We start from the raw sequence: 17146 nt of genomic DNA, 5'->3' as shown, positions 1-17146 counted from the left end.
CGAACCCTCGTTCGCAGGGGGCGGGCGCGGCTGCGGCGGTCGGCGCGCCGCCGGGAGCGCCCCGTGCGATCGCGGGCCGGCGGGACGCCCGCGGGTCCGCGATCGCCGCTCGGACTGCGGGCACGGCCGGGATTTCGTAGACTGTCTACATCATTCGATCGAGCACCGTGCGACGGGCAGGAGCGGCATGACCACACAGCCGTTGAAGGCCGCGCTGGGCGGGCGGGTGCAGCGTCCCGTCCCGCTCCGCGAGTCGGTCTACGAGACCCTCCTCAACCTCATCATCACCCGGGAGCTCCCGCCCGGCCGGCACCTGGTCGAGAGCGAGCTCGCCGAGCAGCTCGGAGTCTCGCGCCAGCCGGTGCGCGAAGCCCTCCAGCGGCTGAGCAACGAAGCCTGGGTGGACTTGCGTCCCGGCTACGGCGCCTTCGTGCATACCCCCACCGAGAGCGAGGCCGACCAGCTGCTGGCGGTGCGCGCCGTCCTCGAAACCGAGGCCGCGCGCCTGGCGGCCCGGTCCGCCGGACCCGACCGGGTCGAGCACCTGCGCGACCTGTGGCGCGCCGGCGTCGACGCGGTCGCCGACGCCGACGTCGACTCGGTGGTCACCGCCAACGCCGACTTCCACCGCGGCGTCATCGAAGCCTCGGGAAACCGCGTCCTGGCCGAGCTGGCCGCACAGGTCGACCGGCGGGTGCGCTGGTACTACGCTCCCATCGCGCGCTCGCGCGGCATGGCCTCCTGGGACGAGCACGCCGGGATCATCGACGCCGTCCAGGCGGGCAGCCCAGAGGAGGCCGCCCGGTTGATGAGCGACCACACCGAACGCACCCGGGTCACCTACCTGGGCTCCTGCGCGAGTTCCCCGTCCTCCGGGGCGGAGTGAACCCGCGCCGCGGGCGGCGCACGGGCCCCGGCGACCGAGCGGGCGCGGCCCACACTGCGGCGCCCTCAGACGTGGTCGCGCGGGACGACCGTGTTCCAGGTGCGCGCGGCCACCCGCAGCGACGGCTCGTAGTCGACCAGGTCGCGCTCGACCTTCCACTGCCGACCGCCCGGAGCCAGGCGGGTCGTCTCCAGCGGGGGCGTGCCCTCGGCTCAGGCGTTCCCGCCGGGGCAGCACCGCTTGCCCGCGTACTGCCCCACGGTCAGCGGCGACTCCACCGATGCGCTCCCGGAGCCGACCGCCTCGCCGGGCTCGGCGATGCGGTCCTTGGCCAGCGGGTGGGTACGGCGGCCGACGCGCGGGGAGGACCAGCGGGGCTCGCCCACCCAGCGGCCGGGCCGCTCCTCGTAGGCGGTGGGGGCGGCATGCTCGCCCGCATCCAGGTCCGCACCGTCGACTCGCTCATGATGTCGTTGTCCACGCCCTTGAGCCGGCGGTCCCACCAGCGCACGCACTGCTGCAGGAACCCGATGGCGGGTCCGGGCACACCCAGGTGCGGGTACTTGTGCGACCACGGTCCGACCAGTCCCGGCCGCGGCACGCTCACCCCCTCCATCAGCCTGAACACAAACCCGAGGTCGACGCCGACCTCGCCGGTGGTCTCGGGCAGCGTCTCGTCCCGGCCGGTCTCGACGACGAAAGACGCGAAGTACCGTTCCGCGCTGTCTTTGGCCACGGTCACCGACGACGGCACCGACGGTAGCGCGCGGGACCACGTCACGCGCACGTTCCCGATCTTGGGTAGCGACAGGTCGCCGCCGGTCGTGATCCTCCGGCGGGCGTTGGCGGTGAACCGCACGGCCTGACGGGTGTCCCTTTTGGATTCGAACCGGGGTGCGCCCGTGCGCGGCCGTTTTCCCTTCAGCGCGTCGAAAAAGTTCCGGTAGGCGGTGTCCAGGTCCCGCAGCGCCTGTTGCAGGACCACGGCCGACACCTCGCCCGACCACGCGCGCTCGTCGGTCTTCTCCGGTTCGGTGATCAGCTGTCCGGGACAGTTCTCCCGTCGTGGGGAGCGCTCCGCCGTCGGTGCGGGCGGTCTCCCGTGCGCGCAGCGCGTCGTTGTCGACCACGCGGGCGCACCCGAACGCTCGCGCCAGCGCTTGGCGCTGGGGGCCGTTGGGGTGCAGGCGGAAGGAGTACCGGAGCTGCATGCGAACACACGTACTACCGGGGTTCACGGGCGAGCAGCTCCCCCACGACGCGCACAGGACCCGGCCCGCCTACGCCGCCTGTCGCCGAGCGTCGCCCGCCCGCGTCCCGGAGGGCGCCTCGCCGGGGCTGCCTTCCAGTACACCGCCCCCGTCGGGAAACACGCCCTAAGCTGGGCCCGTGCCGTGTCCTGGAAGCTGTGCCGGGCCTGCGGGGGACGTCCCGTCCCGCCGCTGACGGGTTCTGCAGGCTCCAGCGGCTCATGCGCAGCGACCGCGGCCGCAATCTCCGGGCCGGTCGGGCCCGCGCCGGGCCCAGGAGCGGTTCGACCGGCATGGACTGTTCAGGCTCGGCGGCACCGTCCGTCGTCCGGGCGCTGCGTACCCCGGTCGAGAAGATCGAAGAAGATCATCGGCAAGCCGTATGCGGGTGAACCGCACGCACGGAGTGAAAGGGGGACGGGGAAACGGGCCCATGCGGGTACCGCACCCCTGAATACCAATGGCGCACCGACACCCCAGCAAGCTCAACGCCGAGCACGTCGTCCACCCCGGTGCCCGCCGCCTGCTCAAGGCCGAGCTGGCCAACTGCGCCGAGTGCCGGGCCCAGGGCGACGCCGACGCCCTGTCCGCACCCGAGATCCTGGAGTCGCTGCTGCACGGCTTCGTTCTCAAGCGTGCCGAGCAGTGGCGCAACCGCCACTCCCGCTACCCGATCAACCTCTACGACCTCGCCCCGCCCGACGAGCTGCGGTTCCTGCACATCCCCACCCGCGAGGTGGTGCGGCTGTGCGTGGTCGAGGGGCGCGCCGGCGACCGGGTGGGTACCGCCGGCGCGCTGGCCGAACTGGGCAACCTCACCGGCGACGACCGGGAGCGGGTGCTGGGCGACATCGTCGACGGGATCCTGGAGGACGAGGGCTGAGCAGCGCCGCCGCGGACGGCAGTGCGGTTTCGGTTTCATCACGATCGGTCTCGCCGGGGGGATGCCGCGCAGGGGCGGTGCCGCCGGCGTCTGCGCTCCGCAGCGGCGGTCCCGGCACCACGCGCACCACCGGGTGCGGCGGCGACCCCGCTGTACGCAGGGACCTGCCCGACTGGGCCGGGGGCGGAACACCGTATGCTGCCCTGGCGGACCCCGCGGACTCGAACGCCCTGATCCCGCATTCGGCGCGTCTTCGACGACGGCCGCCTCCGTGCCCGCATCGGGCAGGACCAGCGAACCGACGGAACCGCGGCGGTCGTGTGCGCATCGAACCGTGCACGTCAGTACCCACATCATCGAGACATTCCCAGCGGCGCCGGCCAGCGCGCCGCCCGGGCATTCCGGGGAGGAAACACATGAGTTACGGACCGTCAGGGGGTCAGCCGCCCTACGGCAACAGCGGAGGCTACGGACCGCCGCCCCCGCCGCCCCCTTCCGGCCCGCCCGGCGGCGGTGGCGCCTACGGCCCTCCGCCGCCCCCGCCCGGGGGTCCGGGAGGCGGTCCCGGAACCGAGCCGCCCGCCAACAAGGGCGCGGCCATCGGTGCGCTTGTCGCCAACGTCATCGGTATGTGCCTGACCTGCGGCGGAACCACGATCGGTCTGGTCCTGGCGATCATCGGCGTGGTCATGGTCGAAAGCAACCCCAAGGCCGCGCGCATCTGCACGCTGATCTCCTGGATCCTCTTCGCCCTGGTGCTGATCATCGGGCTCATCGTGTGGATCCTGTACGGCGCCGCGATCTTCGCGGAAATGTCGTCGGAACCGTCCTACTAGGACCGCGCCCCGTCGGCAGCCGCGGATCAGCGCCCCGGTCCGGTACCGCCCGGACCGGGGCGCTCCTGTGCGTCGGCGCGCCGGGACGGCGCAGCTAGCCTTCCAGCGCCGCCTGTACGATCGCGCGCAGCTGCGCGACGATGTCGGCGCGGTCGCGTTCGAAGCCCGGCGAGGTCAGCGCATCGGGGTCGGACGCGTCGAGCTCCAGCACCGGGGTGCGGACGTGGCCGGACCGGATACCGCGCCCGGTCGCCTCGCGCAGCACCGTATTGCGGTAGGCGACCTCGTTGGACACGTAGTCGCCCGCACCTCCCGCGCGCAGGCGCGCGCCGGGAGTGGGACCGCCCGGATGCGTCACTGGGTCGCCTCCGGCCGCCGGCACCTCGGTGACCTCGGTGTTGTCGTGCACCGGAAAGCGCCCGTCCGCGCGCCGCACCACGGCCTCGCGCGGCAGCGAGGAAGACGTCCACTCCGGTAGCGGATCGAGGGTGGGCGCCGCACGCGGCGGCGGCACGGGTCCCGGCGCGCTCACCCCCTCGTTGTCCGGCGCCGCGCCCCGCATCCCGGCGGTGTAGACCGGCAGGTCGAAGCGGCCCGGTCGGCCCTGGCTGACCGTGATCACCGCGTCGGCGGCCACCGCACCCGGCCCGGGGGAGTAGTGCGGCCCCAGCGCCCGCTCGACCATGCCCGCGGTCAGATCCCGCCAGCGGGCGGGGAAGACCGCGGTACGCAGTACCGCCGAGCGGCCGTCCACCTCCAGGCGCGACCCGTGCAGGCTGAGTGCGGCCGCCCCGGACGGGTCGGAGCGCCGGACGTCCTCGTCCAGTCCGAAGGGGTCGAACCCGGCGACGACCACCCGCAGCAGCTTGTCGTCGGGCGGGAACACCAGGTCGTCGTGGCCGCGCGAAGCCCGCTCCAGCCGGTCGGCCAGCGCTGCGCGGCGCTGCTCGTCCACGGGGAAGGAGGGGCGCCACTCGTGCAGCCGGCCGCTGAGCGTCAACCGCGCCCAGTACAGGAAGCGGTCGTCGGCGACGCCGTCGCTCTGGCGCACCGCCTCGGTCCACAGCCGCCGCCCGTGTGCGGCGACGACCCCCTCGGCCTCGTCGGCGTCGGCGGCCGCGGCCAGGTCGGCTGCGAACAGCGGAGCCGCGGCGGCGAACCCCGAGTGGCGCAGTATCGCCTGCGGCGCGGCGAAGGCTGTGCGGGACTCCTCGACGGTCATCTGAGCGTCGGGCGCGCACTCCCCGCCCAGCGGGCCGGGGAGCGGACGCCCTTCTCCTTTCGGGTGGAGTAGGCGTAGCCGTCCGTCCGCTGGAGCGGGCGGACGTGTCGGTCGGTGCCGCCGCGGGAGCGTGGCGCCGGGCGGCGGAGGGCGTTCGCCCCCCTGGCCGCGAGCCCCCGTGTTCCGGCGGGGGGACCCGGTACAGCGGTGCCCCTCATCATCTGCGTTGCGGCGTGCCGCCCCGGCCGTGCGGGGACACGCCGCGCCTCCTTCCAGGTAGAGCGCGGTCGCCGGTGCCGCAGCCGAGCGGGCACCCGGGCACCCGGGCGCTTCCGGGCGGCCCGAAGCCGGTGCCGGGCGCGGCGTCCGGCGCACAGCCTCCCACAGGCGCCGCGCCGTCCGACCGCCCCCCGCGCCGTGCCGCCGACACGCGGTTAGTCCGCGACGGCGCGGGGAAAACCCCCGGTGCCCGAACCCGCCTCTCAACGGGGAGAGAAGGATATGGCCGCCCTACCCGAAACCGAGCAGCTGCGCGAACGCGCCCGCACCGCGCTGCGGCGCTGCGGCGCCGACGCCCTGGCCGAGGGTTCCGGGCACCGCGCCCGCACCCCCGTCACCGGCCGGACGCTGTTCGAACTGGCGCCCGACGGCCCGGCCGAGGCCGACCGGGCCGTCGCCACGGCCGAGTCGGTCTTCGCCGGAACCTGGCGCGACACTCCGGCTCCCGAGCGCGGCCGCCTCGTGCGGCGGCTGGGCGAGCTCCTGCGCGAGCACAAGCGCGACGTGGCCGACCTCGTCACGATCGAGGCCGGCAAGATCGGCTCCGAGGCCGCCGGCGAAGTCCAGGAGATGATCGACATCTGCGACTTCGCGGTGGGCCTGTCGCGCCAGCTCTACGGCCGCACGATGGCCTCCGAACGGCCCGGCCACCGCCTGATGGAGACCTGGCACCCCCTGGGTGTGGTCGGCGTCGTCACCGCCTTCAACTTCCCCGTGGCCGTGTGGTCGTGGAACACCGCCGTGGCGCTGGTGTGCGGCGACACCGTCGTGTGGAAGCCCTCCGAGGCGACCCCGCTGACCGCGTTGGCCTGCCACGGGCTGCTGATGCGCGCCGCCGCCGACGTGGGCGCCCCCGAAGGGGTGCACCAGGTCCTGGTGGGCGGGCGCGAGGTCGGCGAACGGCTCGTCGACGATCCGCGGGTGGCGCTGCTGAGCGCCACCGGATCGGTGCGCATGGGCCGCGAGGTCGCCCCCCGGGTGGCCTCCCGGCTGGGCCGCTACCTGCTGGAACTGGGCGGCAACAACGCAGCGATCGTCGCGCCCTCGGCCGATGCGGACCTCGCTTTGCAGGGGGTGGTCTTCGGCGCCGCCGGAACGGCGGGCCAGCGCTGCACCACCCAGCGGCGCCTCATCGTGCACGAGGACATCGCCGAGGAGTTCACGGCGCGCGTCGCCGACGCCTACACCGAACTGCGCGGCCGCGTCGGCGACCCCTTCGCCGAGGACACCCTCGTGGGGCCGCTGATCGGCGCGGGCGCCCACAGCGCGATGGACCGCGCCCTGCAGGCGGCCCGCGCGGACGGGGGAAGCGTGCTCACCGGCGGTGCACGCCGGCTGGAGGACCAGGCGCCCGAGGCCTACTACGCCGACCCGGCGGTGGTGCGCATGCCCGGCCAGACCGCCATCGTGCGCGAGGAGACCTTCGCCCCGGTGCTGTACGTGCTCACCTACAGCACCTTCGACGAGGCGCTGGAACTGCACAACGGGGTACCGCAGGGCCTGTCGGGGTCGGTGTTCACCCGCGACCAGCGCGAAGCCGAGCGGTTCCTGTCGGCGGCCGGGTGCGACTGCGGCATCGCCAACGTCAACATCGGCACCTCCGGAGCCGAGATCGGGGGCGCCTTCGGCGGCGAGAAGGCCACCGGCGCGGGGCGCGAATCCGGTTCCGACTCCTGGCGCGCCTACATGCGCCGCGCCACCAACACCGTCAACTACTCCACCGAGCTGCCGCTGGCCCAAGGCGTGAGTTTCCTCTGAGCGGGCCCACCGGCTGATCGGATCCGGCGGCCGACGCGGCAGGAGGTCCGGGTGCCGCGCCGGCCGGGTCTCCGGGTGGCCCAGGCCGCGCGCCGGCGATCCGGGCGCAGGTCAGTCCTCGGGTCCGGCCTCACCGGCGCGGGCGGCGTCGGCGGGCAGGTGCAGGCGTTCCCGCAGGCAGCCGGCGGCCTGGACCAGCGCCCGGCACCGGGCGAACTCCACGGGGGTGAACGCGACCGCGCGGTTCAGTACCAGCACGCCGCCCCCGGGATCGGGCAGCGATATCCGCGTGCCCCGGACGTCCTCGGCTTCCAGCCCCGGCGGGGGAGCGGGGCGGTGCTCGACGGTCCCGGCCCCCGACACCGCCCCCAGCGCCTCCTCCAGACGCGTCCGCCCCGCGGCCAGACCGGCCAGCAGCGACAGGGCGCGCGTAGCGGTATCGGTCAGGTCGTGGACGTCGGCGGGCTCGACGGCCGGGCGGCGCCCGCCGGCGCGGGCCGCGGCCTCGCCGAGCGCGTCGGCGCCGATCCCGGCCGGCGCGCTCACGTACAGTTCGTCGACGGCCTCCTCGCCCGCGGGGTGGACCTGCAGCAGCCGGATGTCCACGCCGTGGCGCGCCATCTGCGCGGTGAGCGCGGCGAGCCCGCCGGGTACGTCGTCGACGGCCACGCGCACTCGCCACAGCCGCTCCCGGCCCCCGGCGGCCGGCTCCGGCGCCGGGGACGCGCGTCCGTGCGGCGCCGCCGGGCCGCGGCCGTACGTGCGGGCTCCGGTGCGGTGCGCTCGCCAACGGTGCAGGGTCGAGGCCGCCAGCAGCACCGCTCCGGCCGCGGCCAGCAACCGGCCGCCCAGGTCGCTGTGGCCCAGCGACAGCACCAGCAGGTGCGCTGCCCCCGCCGCCAGCAGCAGCCCGCCCACATCCACCAGTTCCTGGCCGAAGAATCCCCGGGGGGCGGGCAGGCGGCGCGCCTTCGGTCTCGTGTTCGGGTCGGTCCGCATGTCGTCACCCATGCCTGCGAGGGTGCCCGCCGCATGTTTCACACCGTCGACCGGCGGTGCCGGTGCGGTTACGTCTCGGCGTGACTCCGGTCACGCAGGGTGGTCTCGGGGATGCCGCCTCCGCGGACGTGCGCTCGGCGGACACGCCGCCGTACCGGAGCTGGCGCAGGCACCGCCCGGATTCGGGCAGTCTGGAATCCCGGCTTCCTCCCCCTCCTGAAGGAAGGGGAGCCGACCGTCCCGTCCGGGACGGTTCCGCTTGCACGGATCGCTTTGCAGCAGCGGTTTCCTGCTTCGTCGCCGAGCGCGGAAGGGAGAACCCGTGCCGTCGCACATCAGCGCCCTCCCCTATTGTGCGAGCTCCGCGCATGCGCACAGCGGGGGACCGGCCCCTGCCCGGGCCGCGTGCGGGGCCCGGTAGGCCCGGCACCGGTACGCCGTCCGCACACCACGAAGATGACGCAGAGGAGAGACATGTGTACGTCGAACCGGGACAAGCGCGGGCAACCGTCCCGGACCCCTCCCCGGCCTGAAGGCCGGGGCATCCTCCGGGCGATCAGGTGACGTCGGCGGGATCCGGGCCGAACCAGGGGTCCGACGAGCGCCTCCCGGCACTGGGCCCCACCGTGCGCAGGCCCGTGGATCTGCTCGTGGCCTCGGCCGGGGGGCTGGTCATCGCCGCCGTGCTGATCGCCGTGCGTTTCACCGCCGACGGCCAGGAACCCGCCTACCCGGCCGAACTGCGCACGCTGCTGCCGCCGTCGGTGCTCGCCCTCGCCGCCGGTGTGGCCAACCTGGCCGTCACCGTGCTGATCGCGGTCACCGCCGTGGAACGGCTGCTGCGCCGGGAGTTCCGCCAGATCGTGCGCGCTCTGGCGGCGGCCGCCCTCGGCTACGGCCTGGCCGGTGCGGTCAACGCCGCCGCGCACGCGCTCGCCGCCGCCGGCCAGCTGCCGGAGGAACTCCTGGGGCCGCAGGCCCAGAGCCTGCTCACGTCCCCGCTGCACGCCTACATCGCCGCGGCCGTGGCCTACGTGCGGGCACTGCCGCTGGGCCGCATGCCCCGGGTGCGGGCCGCCATGTGGGGCGGGATCGCGCTGACCGCGGGCTCGGTGCTGCTGGCGGGGGTCACCACCCCGCTGTCGCTGCTGCTGACGGTGGTGGCCGCCTGGACCTGCGCGTCGGTGGCCGCCTATGCCGTGGGCCTGTCGCGTCCGGTTCCGGCCACCGGCCGCCTGATACGCGAGTTGCGCCGCCTCGGCTGGGAGCCGCTGGGCCTGACCCCGCTGGGCGGCGACACCGAAGGCAACCAGCGCTACGCCGTCGACACCGTCGGCCGGAGCCTGGACGTGGTGCTGTTCCGCAGCGAGGACACCAACGGCGTGTGGAAGCGGCTGCTGGGGGCGGCGATGCTGCGCGGGCCGGCGGCGCCGTCGGTGCTGCTGGGCGTCCAGCGCCGAGTCGAGCACGCCGCCCTGATGGACTTCGCCGCCCGGGCAGCGGGCGCCGCCGGCCCGCGGGTGCTGGGTATCGGCGAGCTGGGGCTGGGCACCGTGGCGCTGGTGACCGAGCACCTGCCGCTGCGGCCGCTCGACGCGATGCCGACCGACGAGCTCACCGACGAGGCGCTCGACGAGATCTTCGCCGAACTGGCACTGCTGCACCGCAACCGCATCGCCCACGGCAACCTCAACGGCGCCACCGTCGGTCGGCGCCTCAACGGGCGGGTCGTCTTCGCCGGCCTGGCCAACGGCACCGTGGCCGCCTCCCCGATCAAGGCGTCGCTGGACGTGGCGGCGCTGATGACCGTGCTGGCGCTGCGTGTGGGGGAGGGGCGCGCGGTGGAGTCGGCCTTCCGCGTACTGGGCCGCGAAACCGCCGCGGGCGCCCTGCCGTTCCTGCAGTCCGCCGGGATGCCGTTCGCGGTACGCGCCCGGCTGCGCGCCGACCGCGAGACGCTGAGCGCCGTCCGCGCCCGGATCACCGGCGCGGTGCCCGAGGCGCCGGCCCGCCCGGCCCGGCTGGAGCGGATGCGCCCGCGCACCGTCGTCAGCGTCGCGGTCGCCACCGCCGTGGGGCTGATCCTGGCCTACCAGCTCGCCGGCGTCGACCTGACCACCGTCTCCGGGGCGGACCTCGGCTGGGCGGCGGCCGCATTCGGCGCCTCGACGCTGTGCATGGTCGCCGCGGCCATGGCGCTGATGGGGTTCGTGCCGATTCCGCTGAACCTGTGGACGACGGTCCTCGTCCAGTACGCCGGCTCGTTCGTGCGTATCGCCGCCCCGGCGGGCCTGGGATCGCTGGCGATCAACACCCGCTACGTCTCCCGTATGGGGGCCTCTGCCGGGCTGGCGATCTCGGCGGTGGGGCTGTCCCAGGCGGTGGGGCTCATCCTGCACGTGCCCCTGCTGCTGATCTGCGCCTATCTGACCGGCACCGCCTACCTCGCCGACTTCTCGCCCTCGGTGACGGCCCTGGCGGTCACCGCCGGGCTGGCGGTCGCGGTAGCGCTGGTGCTGCTGGTGCCCGCCCTGCGCCGCGCGGTGCTGGAGCGGGCGCGCCCCTACTTCCACAACACGCTGCCCCGGTTGCTGGACCTGCTGCAGCACCCGCGCCGGCTGCTGCTGGGCGTGGGCGGGACCCTGCTGCTGAGCGCCGCGTTCGTGATGTGCCTGGGCTTTTCCGTGGCCGCGTTCGGCGGTAGTGCCGACATCGCCGCGCTGGCCGTGGTGTTTCTGGCCGGCAACGCCATCGGCTCGGCCGCACCCACCCCCGGCGGGCTGGGGGCGGTCGAGGCCGCGCTGCTGGGCGGACTGACCACCGTGGCCGGGGTGCCGGCGGCGGTCGGGATCCCGGCGGTGCTGCTGTACCGGCTGCTGACGTTCTGGTTCCCGGTGCTGCCGGGGTGGGGCGCCTTCCACCTGCTGCAGCGCTGGAACGCCATCTGAACCGGCCGCGGGCGGCGCGCGCCGCCGCATCCGCCGCGTGCTGCGGGCGCTGCGGCGCCGCGCGGCGCCGTCCGGCGATGGAATCATGGGGCGGTGACGGGCCCGCGGCGGGCGGTCGGCGGCACCGTCGGCCCGGATCCGGCCGCGGGCGGCGCCCGCGGCCGGGGACCCGGGGCGGGCAGGGGCGCCGGTGCGGAAAGGCGGATGAATGGCCGGGGACAAGCTCGCCGAGCAGGCGTGGGAGGAGCTCGCCCGCGCTCAGATCGCACTGATGCGCCGGTTCCAGGACGACTTCCGCCGCAGCGAGGTCTCCATGCGCGAGTACGACGTGCTGTTCACTCTCGCGCGCAGTCCGGAGGGCCTGCGCATGCGCGATTTGGGCGGGCACCTGCTGCTCACCCAGCCCGGAATCAGCCGCCTGGTCACACGCATGGCCGCCGAGGGCCTGGTCAGCCGCGACTGCGACTCCGGCGACCGGCGCGGCACGGTCGTCGGGCTGACCGAGCGCGGCCGCGGAGTGCTGCGGCGGGCCGGACGCTCCCACGCGGCGGCCATCGAGGACTGCGTGGGCGCGGTGCTCAGCCGCGACGAACTGCGCAGCCTGCGCGACATCGCCCGCAAGCTGCGCGACGCGCAGGACCCCGGGTGACGTGGCGGGCGCCTATCCGGTTGCACACAATTCGATTGTGCTAAATTGAGTGTCGGAGGAGAGGGGGCCGCCCGCACCATGAGCGACACGTCGGAGTCCGACCCGCAGGCGCTGCAGAGCCAGCTGTGCTTCGCGGTCTACGCCGCCTCGCGCGCGCTGACCGGCCTCTACCGGGAACTGCTCGGCGAGATCGGCCTGACCTACCCGCAGTACCTGGTCATGCTGGTGCTGTGGGAGCACGGCGACCTCACCGTCACGGAGCTGGGCAGCAGGCTGCGGCTCGACTCGGGCACCCTGTCGCCCCTGCTGCGCCGCCTGGAAGCGGGCGGCCTCCTGCGGCGCAGCCGCACGGGCGGCGACGAGCGCGTCGTGCGCGTCACCCTCACGAGCGCGGGCGCGCGACTGCGTGCGGACGCCGCCGGCATCCCCGCTTCGCTGCTGGACGCCACCGGCGTCTCCGCGGCCCGTGCCGCGGAGCTGCGCCAGGAGCTGGAGCGGATCACCGACTCCGCCACCGCCGCCGCCGACGATCTCCGCCGCCGGCGGTGACGGTGCGGCGGCGCGCGGCGGGGACAGCGGCCCGCGGCCACCGGGTCGCGGGCCCGAGCCCATCCGAGAAGGAGAACGTGCGATGAAGGTCATGTACACCGCCGAAGCCGAGGTCACGGGCGAAGGCCGCAAGGGCTACGGCCGCACCCCCGACGACCGCCTGAACGTCGACCTGTCCGTGCCCAAGGGCCTGGGCGGCGACGACGGCCCCGGCACCAATCCCGAGCAGCTGTTCGCAGTCGGCTATGCGGCCTGCTTCCACGGTGCTCTGAAGAAGGTCGCCCGCGAGTCCGGCGACTCCGTCGAGGGTTCCACGATCGAGTCCGAGGTGAGCCTGGGCAGCGCCGACGACGGCATGACCCTGGAGGTCGCGCTGGAGGTCACCGTCCCCGGCAAGACCCAGGAGGAGGCGCAGAAGCTGGTCGAGGCCGCCCACCAGGTGTGCCCCTACTCGCGTGCCACCCGCGGCAACATCGAGGTCACCCTCACCACCAAGAACGGCTGAGGGCGCCGAGTCCGCTCCGGCCCGCGCCCGCCCGCATCCCGGGCGGGCGCGGGCCGGCCCGGTCGGCGTCCGCCCGGGCACCGCCCGCCCTTCGTTACGCTGGCCGTCATGTTGGATCCACTCATCACGCGGGCCGGCCTGCCCGCCGACGCGTCCCTCGTCCAGGTGGTCGCCGCCGTCCACCGCATCCCCTTCGGAGTCCCCGCCTCCCGCACCGCCCAGGCCACTCTGGACGAATGGCAGGGCACCAGCGCCACCAAGCACGAGCTGCTCGCCGCGGCCCTGGAGCACGGCTGGCCCCAGACACGGCCCCGCCCGGTCCACCGGGTCCACCGGTGCACCCCCGAGGACGCGGGCGAGCGCTTCGGCGACGAGGCCGCCGCCGCCCTGCCCGAGGACGGGATGTGGGACGTGCACCGCTACCTGCTCGTGGAGTCCGGCGGTGAACGCATCGTGCTCGACGTCACCTTCCCCTCGATGCCGGGGTGGGACGGCTCCTCGTCGATGCCGGTAGCGGCCGGCGAGGGAACCGACCACGAGGCCGGCCCCGATCCCGACCGCGAGCTGCGCGTCCTCGAAGCCGCCCACTGCGACCCGCGCGTGCGCGACCGCTTCGCCGCCGCCCTGTCGGCGTCGCCGGCTTCGGCCTGAGGAGGCGCCCCCACCGCGCACCCGCCCGCCCACTCCGCCCACCCGGAACGGCCCGGACGGGCTCCGCCCGGACGACGTGCGCGCGCGCCGCACGGCCCCGGACCCGGCCCGCCCCACCGACGCGCTACGACCGCTCCCGCGCCGCGCACGCCCGGCCCCGGCCGCCGCGCCGGAGGCGCGGCGTGCCCGAAAACCCCCGTGCACGCGGCCGCAGGACGCCGCGGCCCCCGCTCCTGCGCGCCGCGGGTCAGTGCACCGGCGGGCGGGCGGCCGGAGTGTCCTCGGGAACGCGCACTCCCGAAGGCCGCGGCCCCGTCCGGCTCAGCGCCATCAGGGTGACGGCGGTCAGGACCACGGCGCCGCCCGCCCACTGGCTCCACTCCAGGCTCCCGCCGAGCAGCACCGCGCCCACGACCGCCGAGACCAGCGGGAACGCCAGCTCGGCCAGCGTGGCGCGGCTGGCCGCGGTGCGGCGCAGCCCCCAGTAGTACAGCGTCAGCGCCAGCAGCCCCGGGATCAGCGCCAGCAGCACCAGCCGGGGAAGCTGCGCGGCACCCACGGACAGGCCGGCGCCCGACACCAGCGTGATGGCCAGCGCGACGGGTAGACCGAACGTGAACCGCAGCACCGTGACGTGCAGGAACGACAACCGCGCGCCCGCCAGTCGGCCCAGTACGGTACCGGCGGCCCACAGCAGTGCCGCGCCCACCGCCAGCGCCGCGCCGCGGGCGTCGCTCACGCTCACGCTCAGCGGATCGGCGAAGGCCAGGACCCACGCTCCGGCCAGGGCCGGCAGGGCGTACAGCCCGAAGCGCGGCGCGAGCCGTTCGCCCAGCAGCACCACCGCGAGCACGATCGCGAAGACCGGCTGCAGCTTCTGCAGCACCTGGGGCGTAATGGGGTCGGCGACGGTGAAAGCCAGGGTGAACAGCGTGGTCGCCAGCGCCGACGACCCGCCGCCGACCACCGCGACCGCCGCGATCACCGCGGGCCCGGAGGCGGCCAGCGCGCGCAGCGCCGGAAGCAGCCACGGAAGCAGCAGGACCACGACGACCGCGTGTTCGTAGAACACGATGGTCGAGGCCGGCAGCACCTGCGCCAGCGGGTCGCGCATCAGCGCCGAGGTCCCCCACAGCCCGGCGGCCACGGCCACCGCCCACATCCGGTCCGCTCCGCGAGCCTGCACCATGTCCCCGTGATCCCCGCATTTCCGTTGACACCCGATTCGTCCGGATCCACCGTAGCGGCCCGTCCGGCGGGTCCCGGGACCGGCATACCGGGGGCCGGGGTGCGCATACCACGGCCGCCGCCCCGTCCGAGGGCGGCGGCCGTGGCGGTCGGGTCCGCGGCGGGCTCAGGCCGCGGAGTCGAGCAGCAGCCGGTCCAGCATGTCCTGCAGCGTGACCAGCCCGGCCAGGTCGCCCTGCTCCTCCACCAGCGCGAGGTGCGTGCGGCTCTCCCGCATGACGCCCAGCGCCGCGTAGATGGGCGTGTCGCCCTCCAACGTGAGCACCGGCCGCATCAGGTCGGCGGCGGTGGTCTGGGGCGGGCTGGTCAGCGCGTCGCGCACGTGCAGCACCCCCACCGGCTCGGCGCCCTCGCACACCACCAGCCGAAGATGGCCCGACTCCCGGGAGACGCGCTTGACGTCCTCCAGCACGGCCGCGGGCGCCACGGCCGCCAGCTCCTGGCGGGGCGTGGTGATCTCGCGCAGCGGCCGCGAGTTCATCTCCAGAGCGGTGGCCAGCTGGTCGCGGCGGTCCTCCTCCAGTGCACCCGCCTTGGCCGAGTGGTCGACGAGTTCGCGCAGGTCCTCGGGCCCGCGGCCGGAGGCGACCTCGTCGACGGCCTGCACGCCCACCCGGTGCAGCGTCCAGTTCGCCAGCCCGTTGAGCAGCAGCAGGGCCGGCCGCGTCAGCCACATGAACGCGCTCATCGGCAGCGCCAGCAGCGTCGCCGAGCGCTCGGGGTGGGAGATGGCCCAGGACTTGGGCGCCATCTCGCCCACGACCAGGTGGATGAAGGTCACCACGACCAGCGCCAGCACGAACGCCACCGCTGTGGAGGCGGCGGTCGGCATCCACCCGCTGAACAGCGGGTGCAGCAGGTGCTCCACGGCCGGCTTGGTGACGGCGCCCAGCGCCAGGGTGCACAGGGTGATCCCCAGTTGGGACCCGGCCAGCAGAAGCGAGAGGTCGCGCGCGCTCCTCAGTGCCACCCGGGCCGACACGCTGGTCTCGGCCGCTTCCTCCAGGCGGTAGCGGCGGGCGGCCACCAGCGCGAACTCGATCGCTACGAAGAACGCGCTCAGTGCGATGATCCCCACGGAGATCACCATCGCCGGCAGCGGATTCATCTCGCTCATGCGCTCACCTCGCTGTGCTCGCCGACCGGTGTCTCACGCAGCTCCAGGCGCACGGTCTCGGGGACGTGCCGGTCGACGGTGCGCACGCCGAGATCCACCGTGCGCAGCGGCTCGTCGTCGGCGGTACCGGGCGGGCGGGGAAGGTCGACGCTGACGCTGTCGCCGGGCTCGGGCAGCCGCCGCAGCTCGGCGATCACCAGCCCGCCGATGGTCTCGAAGTCGCCCTCGGGCAGGTCGTGGCCGATGAGCCGCTCGGCTTCGTCCACGTGCAGCGCACCCGGCACCAGCCAGCTGCCGTCCTCGCCCACACGCGCCTCGCCGGCGTCCTCGGGGTCGTGCTCGTCGGCGATCTCGCCCACGAGTTCCTCGGCGATGTCCTCGGTGGTGATGACGCCCGCCAGGCCGCCGTACTCGTCGACGACGCAGGCGAACTCCTCGTCGGAGCCGCGCAACCGGCCCAGCACGGCCGGCAGCGGCAGCGAACCGGGCACCAGCACCGGAAGGCGCGCGACGTCGCAGACCCGCACCTCGGCGAGCGCGCGGTCGCCCAGGTGCAGTATGTCGCGCAGGCACACCACGCCGACGATGTCGTCGACGCCGTCGCCCAGAACCGGGAACCGGGAGTGGCCCGACGCCATCAGGTCGACCACCCGGCTGACCGGATCACCCGACTCGACGGTGGAGACCTGCGGACGCGGGATCATGGCGTGCTCCGCGGTGCGGTCGTGGAAGTCCAGCGTGCGGTCCAGCAGCGTGGACAGCTCGGCAGGCAGGTCCCCGCTCTCGCGCGACTCCTCGACGATGTACTCCAGGTCGCGGGGCGTGGCGGCGTGCTGCACGTCCTCGACCGGCTGGATGCGCACGGCGCGCAGCAGCACGATGGCCGCCTGGTCGAACAGCCAGATCAGCCATCCGAACAGGCGCAGATAGACGGTCGTGGACAGCGCCAGCCACCGGGCCACCGGCTCGGGGCGGGCGATGGCCAGGTTCTTGGGGAACAGTTCTCCGAAGACCATCTGCACCACGGTGGACAGCAGCAGGGTGGAGACCGTTCCGATCGCGATGGCGGTCCCGTCGGGAACACCGGCCCATCCCAGCAGTTCGCCGATGCCCTGACGACCCATCATCGGTTCGGCGACGTAGCCCACCAGCAGGCCGGTGACGGTGATGCCCAGCTGGGCGCCGGAGAGCATGAAGGAGGTACGGCCGGTGACGTCGAGTGCGCGCCGCGCTCCGGCGTCGCCCTGGCCGGCGCGGGATTTCAGGCGGGAGCGGTCCACCGCCATGAAGCCGAACTCCTGGGCGACGAAGTAGCCGTTCGCCGCGATCAGCACCAGGATCACCAGCATTCCGACACAGATGCTCA

At 74.5% G+C, this 17146-nt stretch carries 15 protein-coding genes and 1 pseudogene; 9 read left to right on the top strand and 7 right to left on the bottom strand.

Annotated elements, in window-relative coordinates; translation table 11 throughout:
* The first annotated feature begins 187 nt into the window (after positions 1-187).
* Positions 188-886, top strand: a complete 699-nt coding sequence (locus tag HNR25_RS00470) for a GntR family transcriptional regulator (protein WP_184632415.1) — start codon at positions 188-190, stop codon at positions 884-886.
* Between the two features lie 262 nt (positions 887-1148).
* Here the strand turns inward: HNR25_RS00470 and HNR25_RS26700 are convergent, their stop codons facing one another.
* On the bottom strand, positions 1149-1871 hold the full coding sequence (locus HNR25_RS26700) for an RNA-guided endonuclease InsQ/TnpB family protein (protein ID WP_312862744.1): 723 nt from the start codon (positions 1869-1871) through the stop codon (positions 1149-1151).
* Positions 1872-2031: 160 nt separating this feature from the next.
* Positions 2032-2097, bottom strand: a pseudogene (locus HNR25_RS26695) (helix-turn-helix domain-containing protein); the annotation flags it as partial.
* Positions 2098-2596: 499 nt separating this feature from the next.
* On the opposite strand from HNR25_RS26695, the gene HNR25_RS00460 reads away from it, so the two are divergent.
* Both HNR25_RS00460 and HNR25_RS00455 read left to right on the top strand, forming a co-directional pair.
* The gene (locus HNR25_RS00460; protein WP_184632413.1) at positions 2597-3019 is read left to right on the top strand and encodes a hypothetical protein; all 423 of its coding nucleotides are present in this window, start codon (positions 2597-2599) and stop codon (positions 3017-3019) included.
* A 416-nt stretch (positions 3020-3435) separates the two neighbouring features.
* Positions 3436-3855: a hypothetical protein gene (locus HNR25_RS00455; RefSeq protein WP_184632411.1), complete on the top strand. Its 420-nt coding sequence runs from the start codon at positions 3436-3438 to the stop codon at positions 3853-3855.
* Positions 3856-3949: 94 nt separating this feature from the next.
* On the opposite strand, the gene HNR25_RS00450 is transcribed toward HNR25_RS00455, so the two are convergent.
* Positions 3950-5452, bottom strand: coding sequence for a PA0049 C-terminal domain-containing protein (locus HNR25_RS00450; protein ID WP_512700815.1), 1503 nt, complete (start codon positions 5450-5452; stop codon positions 3950-3952).
* A 126-nt stretch (positions 5453-5578) separates the two neighbouring features.
* Between HNR25_RS00450 and amaB the strand changes: the two genes are divergently transcribed.
* Entirely contained in the window at positions 5579-7114 is a 1536-nt protein-coding gene (gene amaB / locus HNR25_RS00445; protein ID WP_184632407.1) for an L-piperidine-6-carboxylate dehydrogenase, read from the top strand.
* Positions 7115-7225: 111 nt separating this feature from the next.
* Here the strand turns inward: amaB and HNR25_RS00440 are convergent, their stop codons facing one another.
* Positions 7226-8125 (bottom strand): hypothetical protein, encoded by a 900-nt coding sequence (locus tag HNR25_RS00440; RefSeq protein WP_246463490.1) that lies wholly within the window; start codon positions 8123-8125, stop codon positions 7226-7228.
* 626 nt (positions 8126-8751) lie between these two features.
* Between HNR25_RS00440 and HNR25_RS00435 the strand changes: the two genes are divergently transcribed.
* From HNR25_RS00435 to HNR25_RS00415, 5 genes are all read left to right on the top strand, one after another.
* Entirely contained in the window at positions 8752-11061 is a 2310-nt protein-coding gene (locus tag HNR25_RS00435) for a lysylphosphatidylglycerol synthase domain-containing protein (RefSeq protein ID WP_312862277.1), read from the top strand.
* 208 nt (positions 11062-11269) lie between these two features.
* Positions 11270-11710: a MarR family winged helix-turn-helix transcriptional regulator gene (locus HNR25_RS00430; RefSeq protein ID WP_184632405.1), complete on the top strand. Its 441-nt coding sequence runs from the start codon at positions 11270-11272 to the stop codon at positions 11708-11710.
* A gap of 78 nt (positions 11711-11788) precedes the next feature.
* A complete protein-coding gene (locus HNR25_RS00425; protein WP_184632403.1) occupies positions 11789-12259 on the top strand; it encodes a MarR family winged helix-turn-helix transcriptional regulator in 471 nt (156 codons plus the stop codon).
* Between the two features lie 82 nt (positions 12260-12341).
* Positions 12342-12764: an organic hydroperoxide resistance protein gene (locus tag HNR25_RS00420; RefSeq protein ID WP_184632401.1), complete on the top strand. Its 423-nt coding sequence runs from the start codon at positions 12342-12344 to the stop codon at positions 12762-12764.
* 108 nt (positions 12765-12872) lie between these two features.
* Positions 12873-13415, top strand: coding sequence for a hypothetical protein (locus tag HNR25_RS00415; protein ID WP_184632399.1), 543 nt, complete (start codon positions 12873-12875; stop codon positions 13413-13415).
* Positions 13416-13662: 247 nt separating this feature from the next.
* On the opposite strand, the gene HNR25_RS00410 is transcribed toward HNR25_RS00415, so the two are convergent.
* The 3 genes from HNR25_RS00410 to HNR25_RS00400 form a co-directional block, all read right to left on the bottom strand.
* Positions 13663-14604 carry a DMT family transporter gene (locus tag HNR25_RS00410; RefSeq protein ID WP_246463489.1) on the bottom strand — a complete coding sequence of 314 codons (942 nt, stop codon included), beginning with the start codon at positions 14602-14604 and terminating at the stop codon, positions 13663-13665.
* A gap of 165 nt (positions 14605-14769) precedes the next feature.
* Positions 14770-15780 (bottom strand): hemolysin family protein, encoded by a 1011-nt coding sequence (locus HNR25_RS00405; protein ID WP_184632397.1) that lies wholly within the window; start codon positions 15778-15780, stop codon positions 14770-14772.
* Entirely contained in the window at positions 15777-17129 is a 1353-nt protein-coding gene (locus tag HNR25_RS00400) for a hemolysin family protein (RefSeq protein WP_221457813.1), read from the bottom strand. The genes HNR25_RS00405 and HNR25_RS00400 overlap by 4 nt, the downstream gene beginning before the upstream one ends.
* Positions 17130-17146: the final 17 nt, after the last annotated feature.

Origin of the sequence: Streptomonospora salina, assembly GCF_014204715.1 — a bacterium.
Taxonomy (GTDB): Bacteria; Actinomycetota; Actinomycetes; order Streptosporangiales; family Streptosporangiaceae; genus Streptomonospora; species Streptomonospora salina.
This window is presented reverse-complemented; position numbering and strand designations above follow the sequence as displayed.

Bases quoted from the DNA above. Each gene is read 5' to 3' on its own strand.
- HNR25_RS00470 (WP_184632415.1), top strand. From the start codon at position 188: ATGACCACACAGCCGTTGAAGGCCGCGCTGGGCGGGCGGGTGCAGCGT.
- HNR25_RS00460 (WP_184632413.1), top strand. From the start codon at position 2,597: ATGGCGCACCGACACCCCAGCAAGCTCAACGCCGAGCACGTCGTCCAC.
- HNR25_RS00455 (WP_184632411.1), top strand. From the start codon at position 3,436: ATGAGTTACGGACCGTCAGGGGGTCAGCCGCCCTACGGCAACAGCGGA.
- amaB (WP_184632407.1), top strand. From the start codon at position 5,579: ATGGCCGCCCTACCCGAAACCGAGCAGCTGCGCGAACGCGCCCGCACC.
- HNR25_RS00440 (WP_246463490.1), bottom strand. From the start codon at position 8,125: ATGGGTGACGACATGCGGACCGACCCGAACACGAGACCGAAGGCGCGC.
- HNR25_RS00430 (WP_184632405.1), top strand. From the start codon at position 11,270: ATGGCCGGGGACAAGCTCGCCGAGCAGGCGTGGGAGGAGCTCGCCCGC.
- HNR25_RS00425 (WP_184632403.1), top strand. From the start codon at position 11,789: ATGAGCGACACGTCGGAGTCCGACCCGCAGGCGCTGCAGAGCCAGCTG.
- HNR25_RS00420 (WP_184632401.1), top strand. From the start codon at position 12,342: ATGAAGGTCATGTACACCGCCGAAGCCGAGGTCACGGGCGAAGGCCGC.
- HNR25_RS00415 (WP_184632399.1), top strand. From the start codon at position 12,873: ATGTTGGATCCACTCATCACGCGGGCCGGCCTGCCCGCCGACGCGTCC.
- HNR25_RS00410 (WP_246463489.1), bottom strand. From the start codon at position 14,604: ATGGTGCAGGCTCGCGGAGCGGACCGGATGTGGGCGGTGGCCGTGGCC.
- HNR25_RS00405 (WP_184632397.1), bottom strand. From the start codon at position 15,780: ATGAGCGAGATGAATCCGCTGCCGGCGATGGTGATCTCCGTGGGGATC.
- HNR25_RS00400 (WP_221457813.1), bottom strand. From the start codon at position 17,129: ATGCTGGTGATCCTGGTGCTGATCGCGGCGAACGGCTACTTCGTCGCC.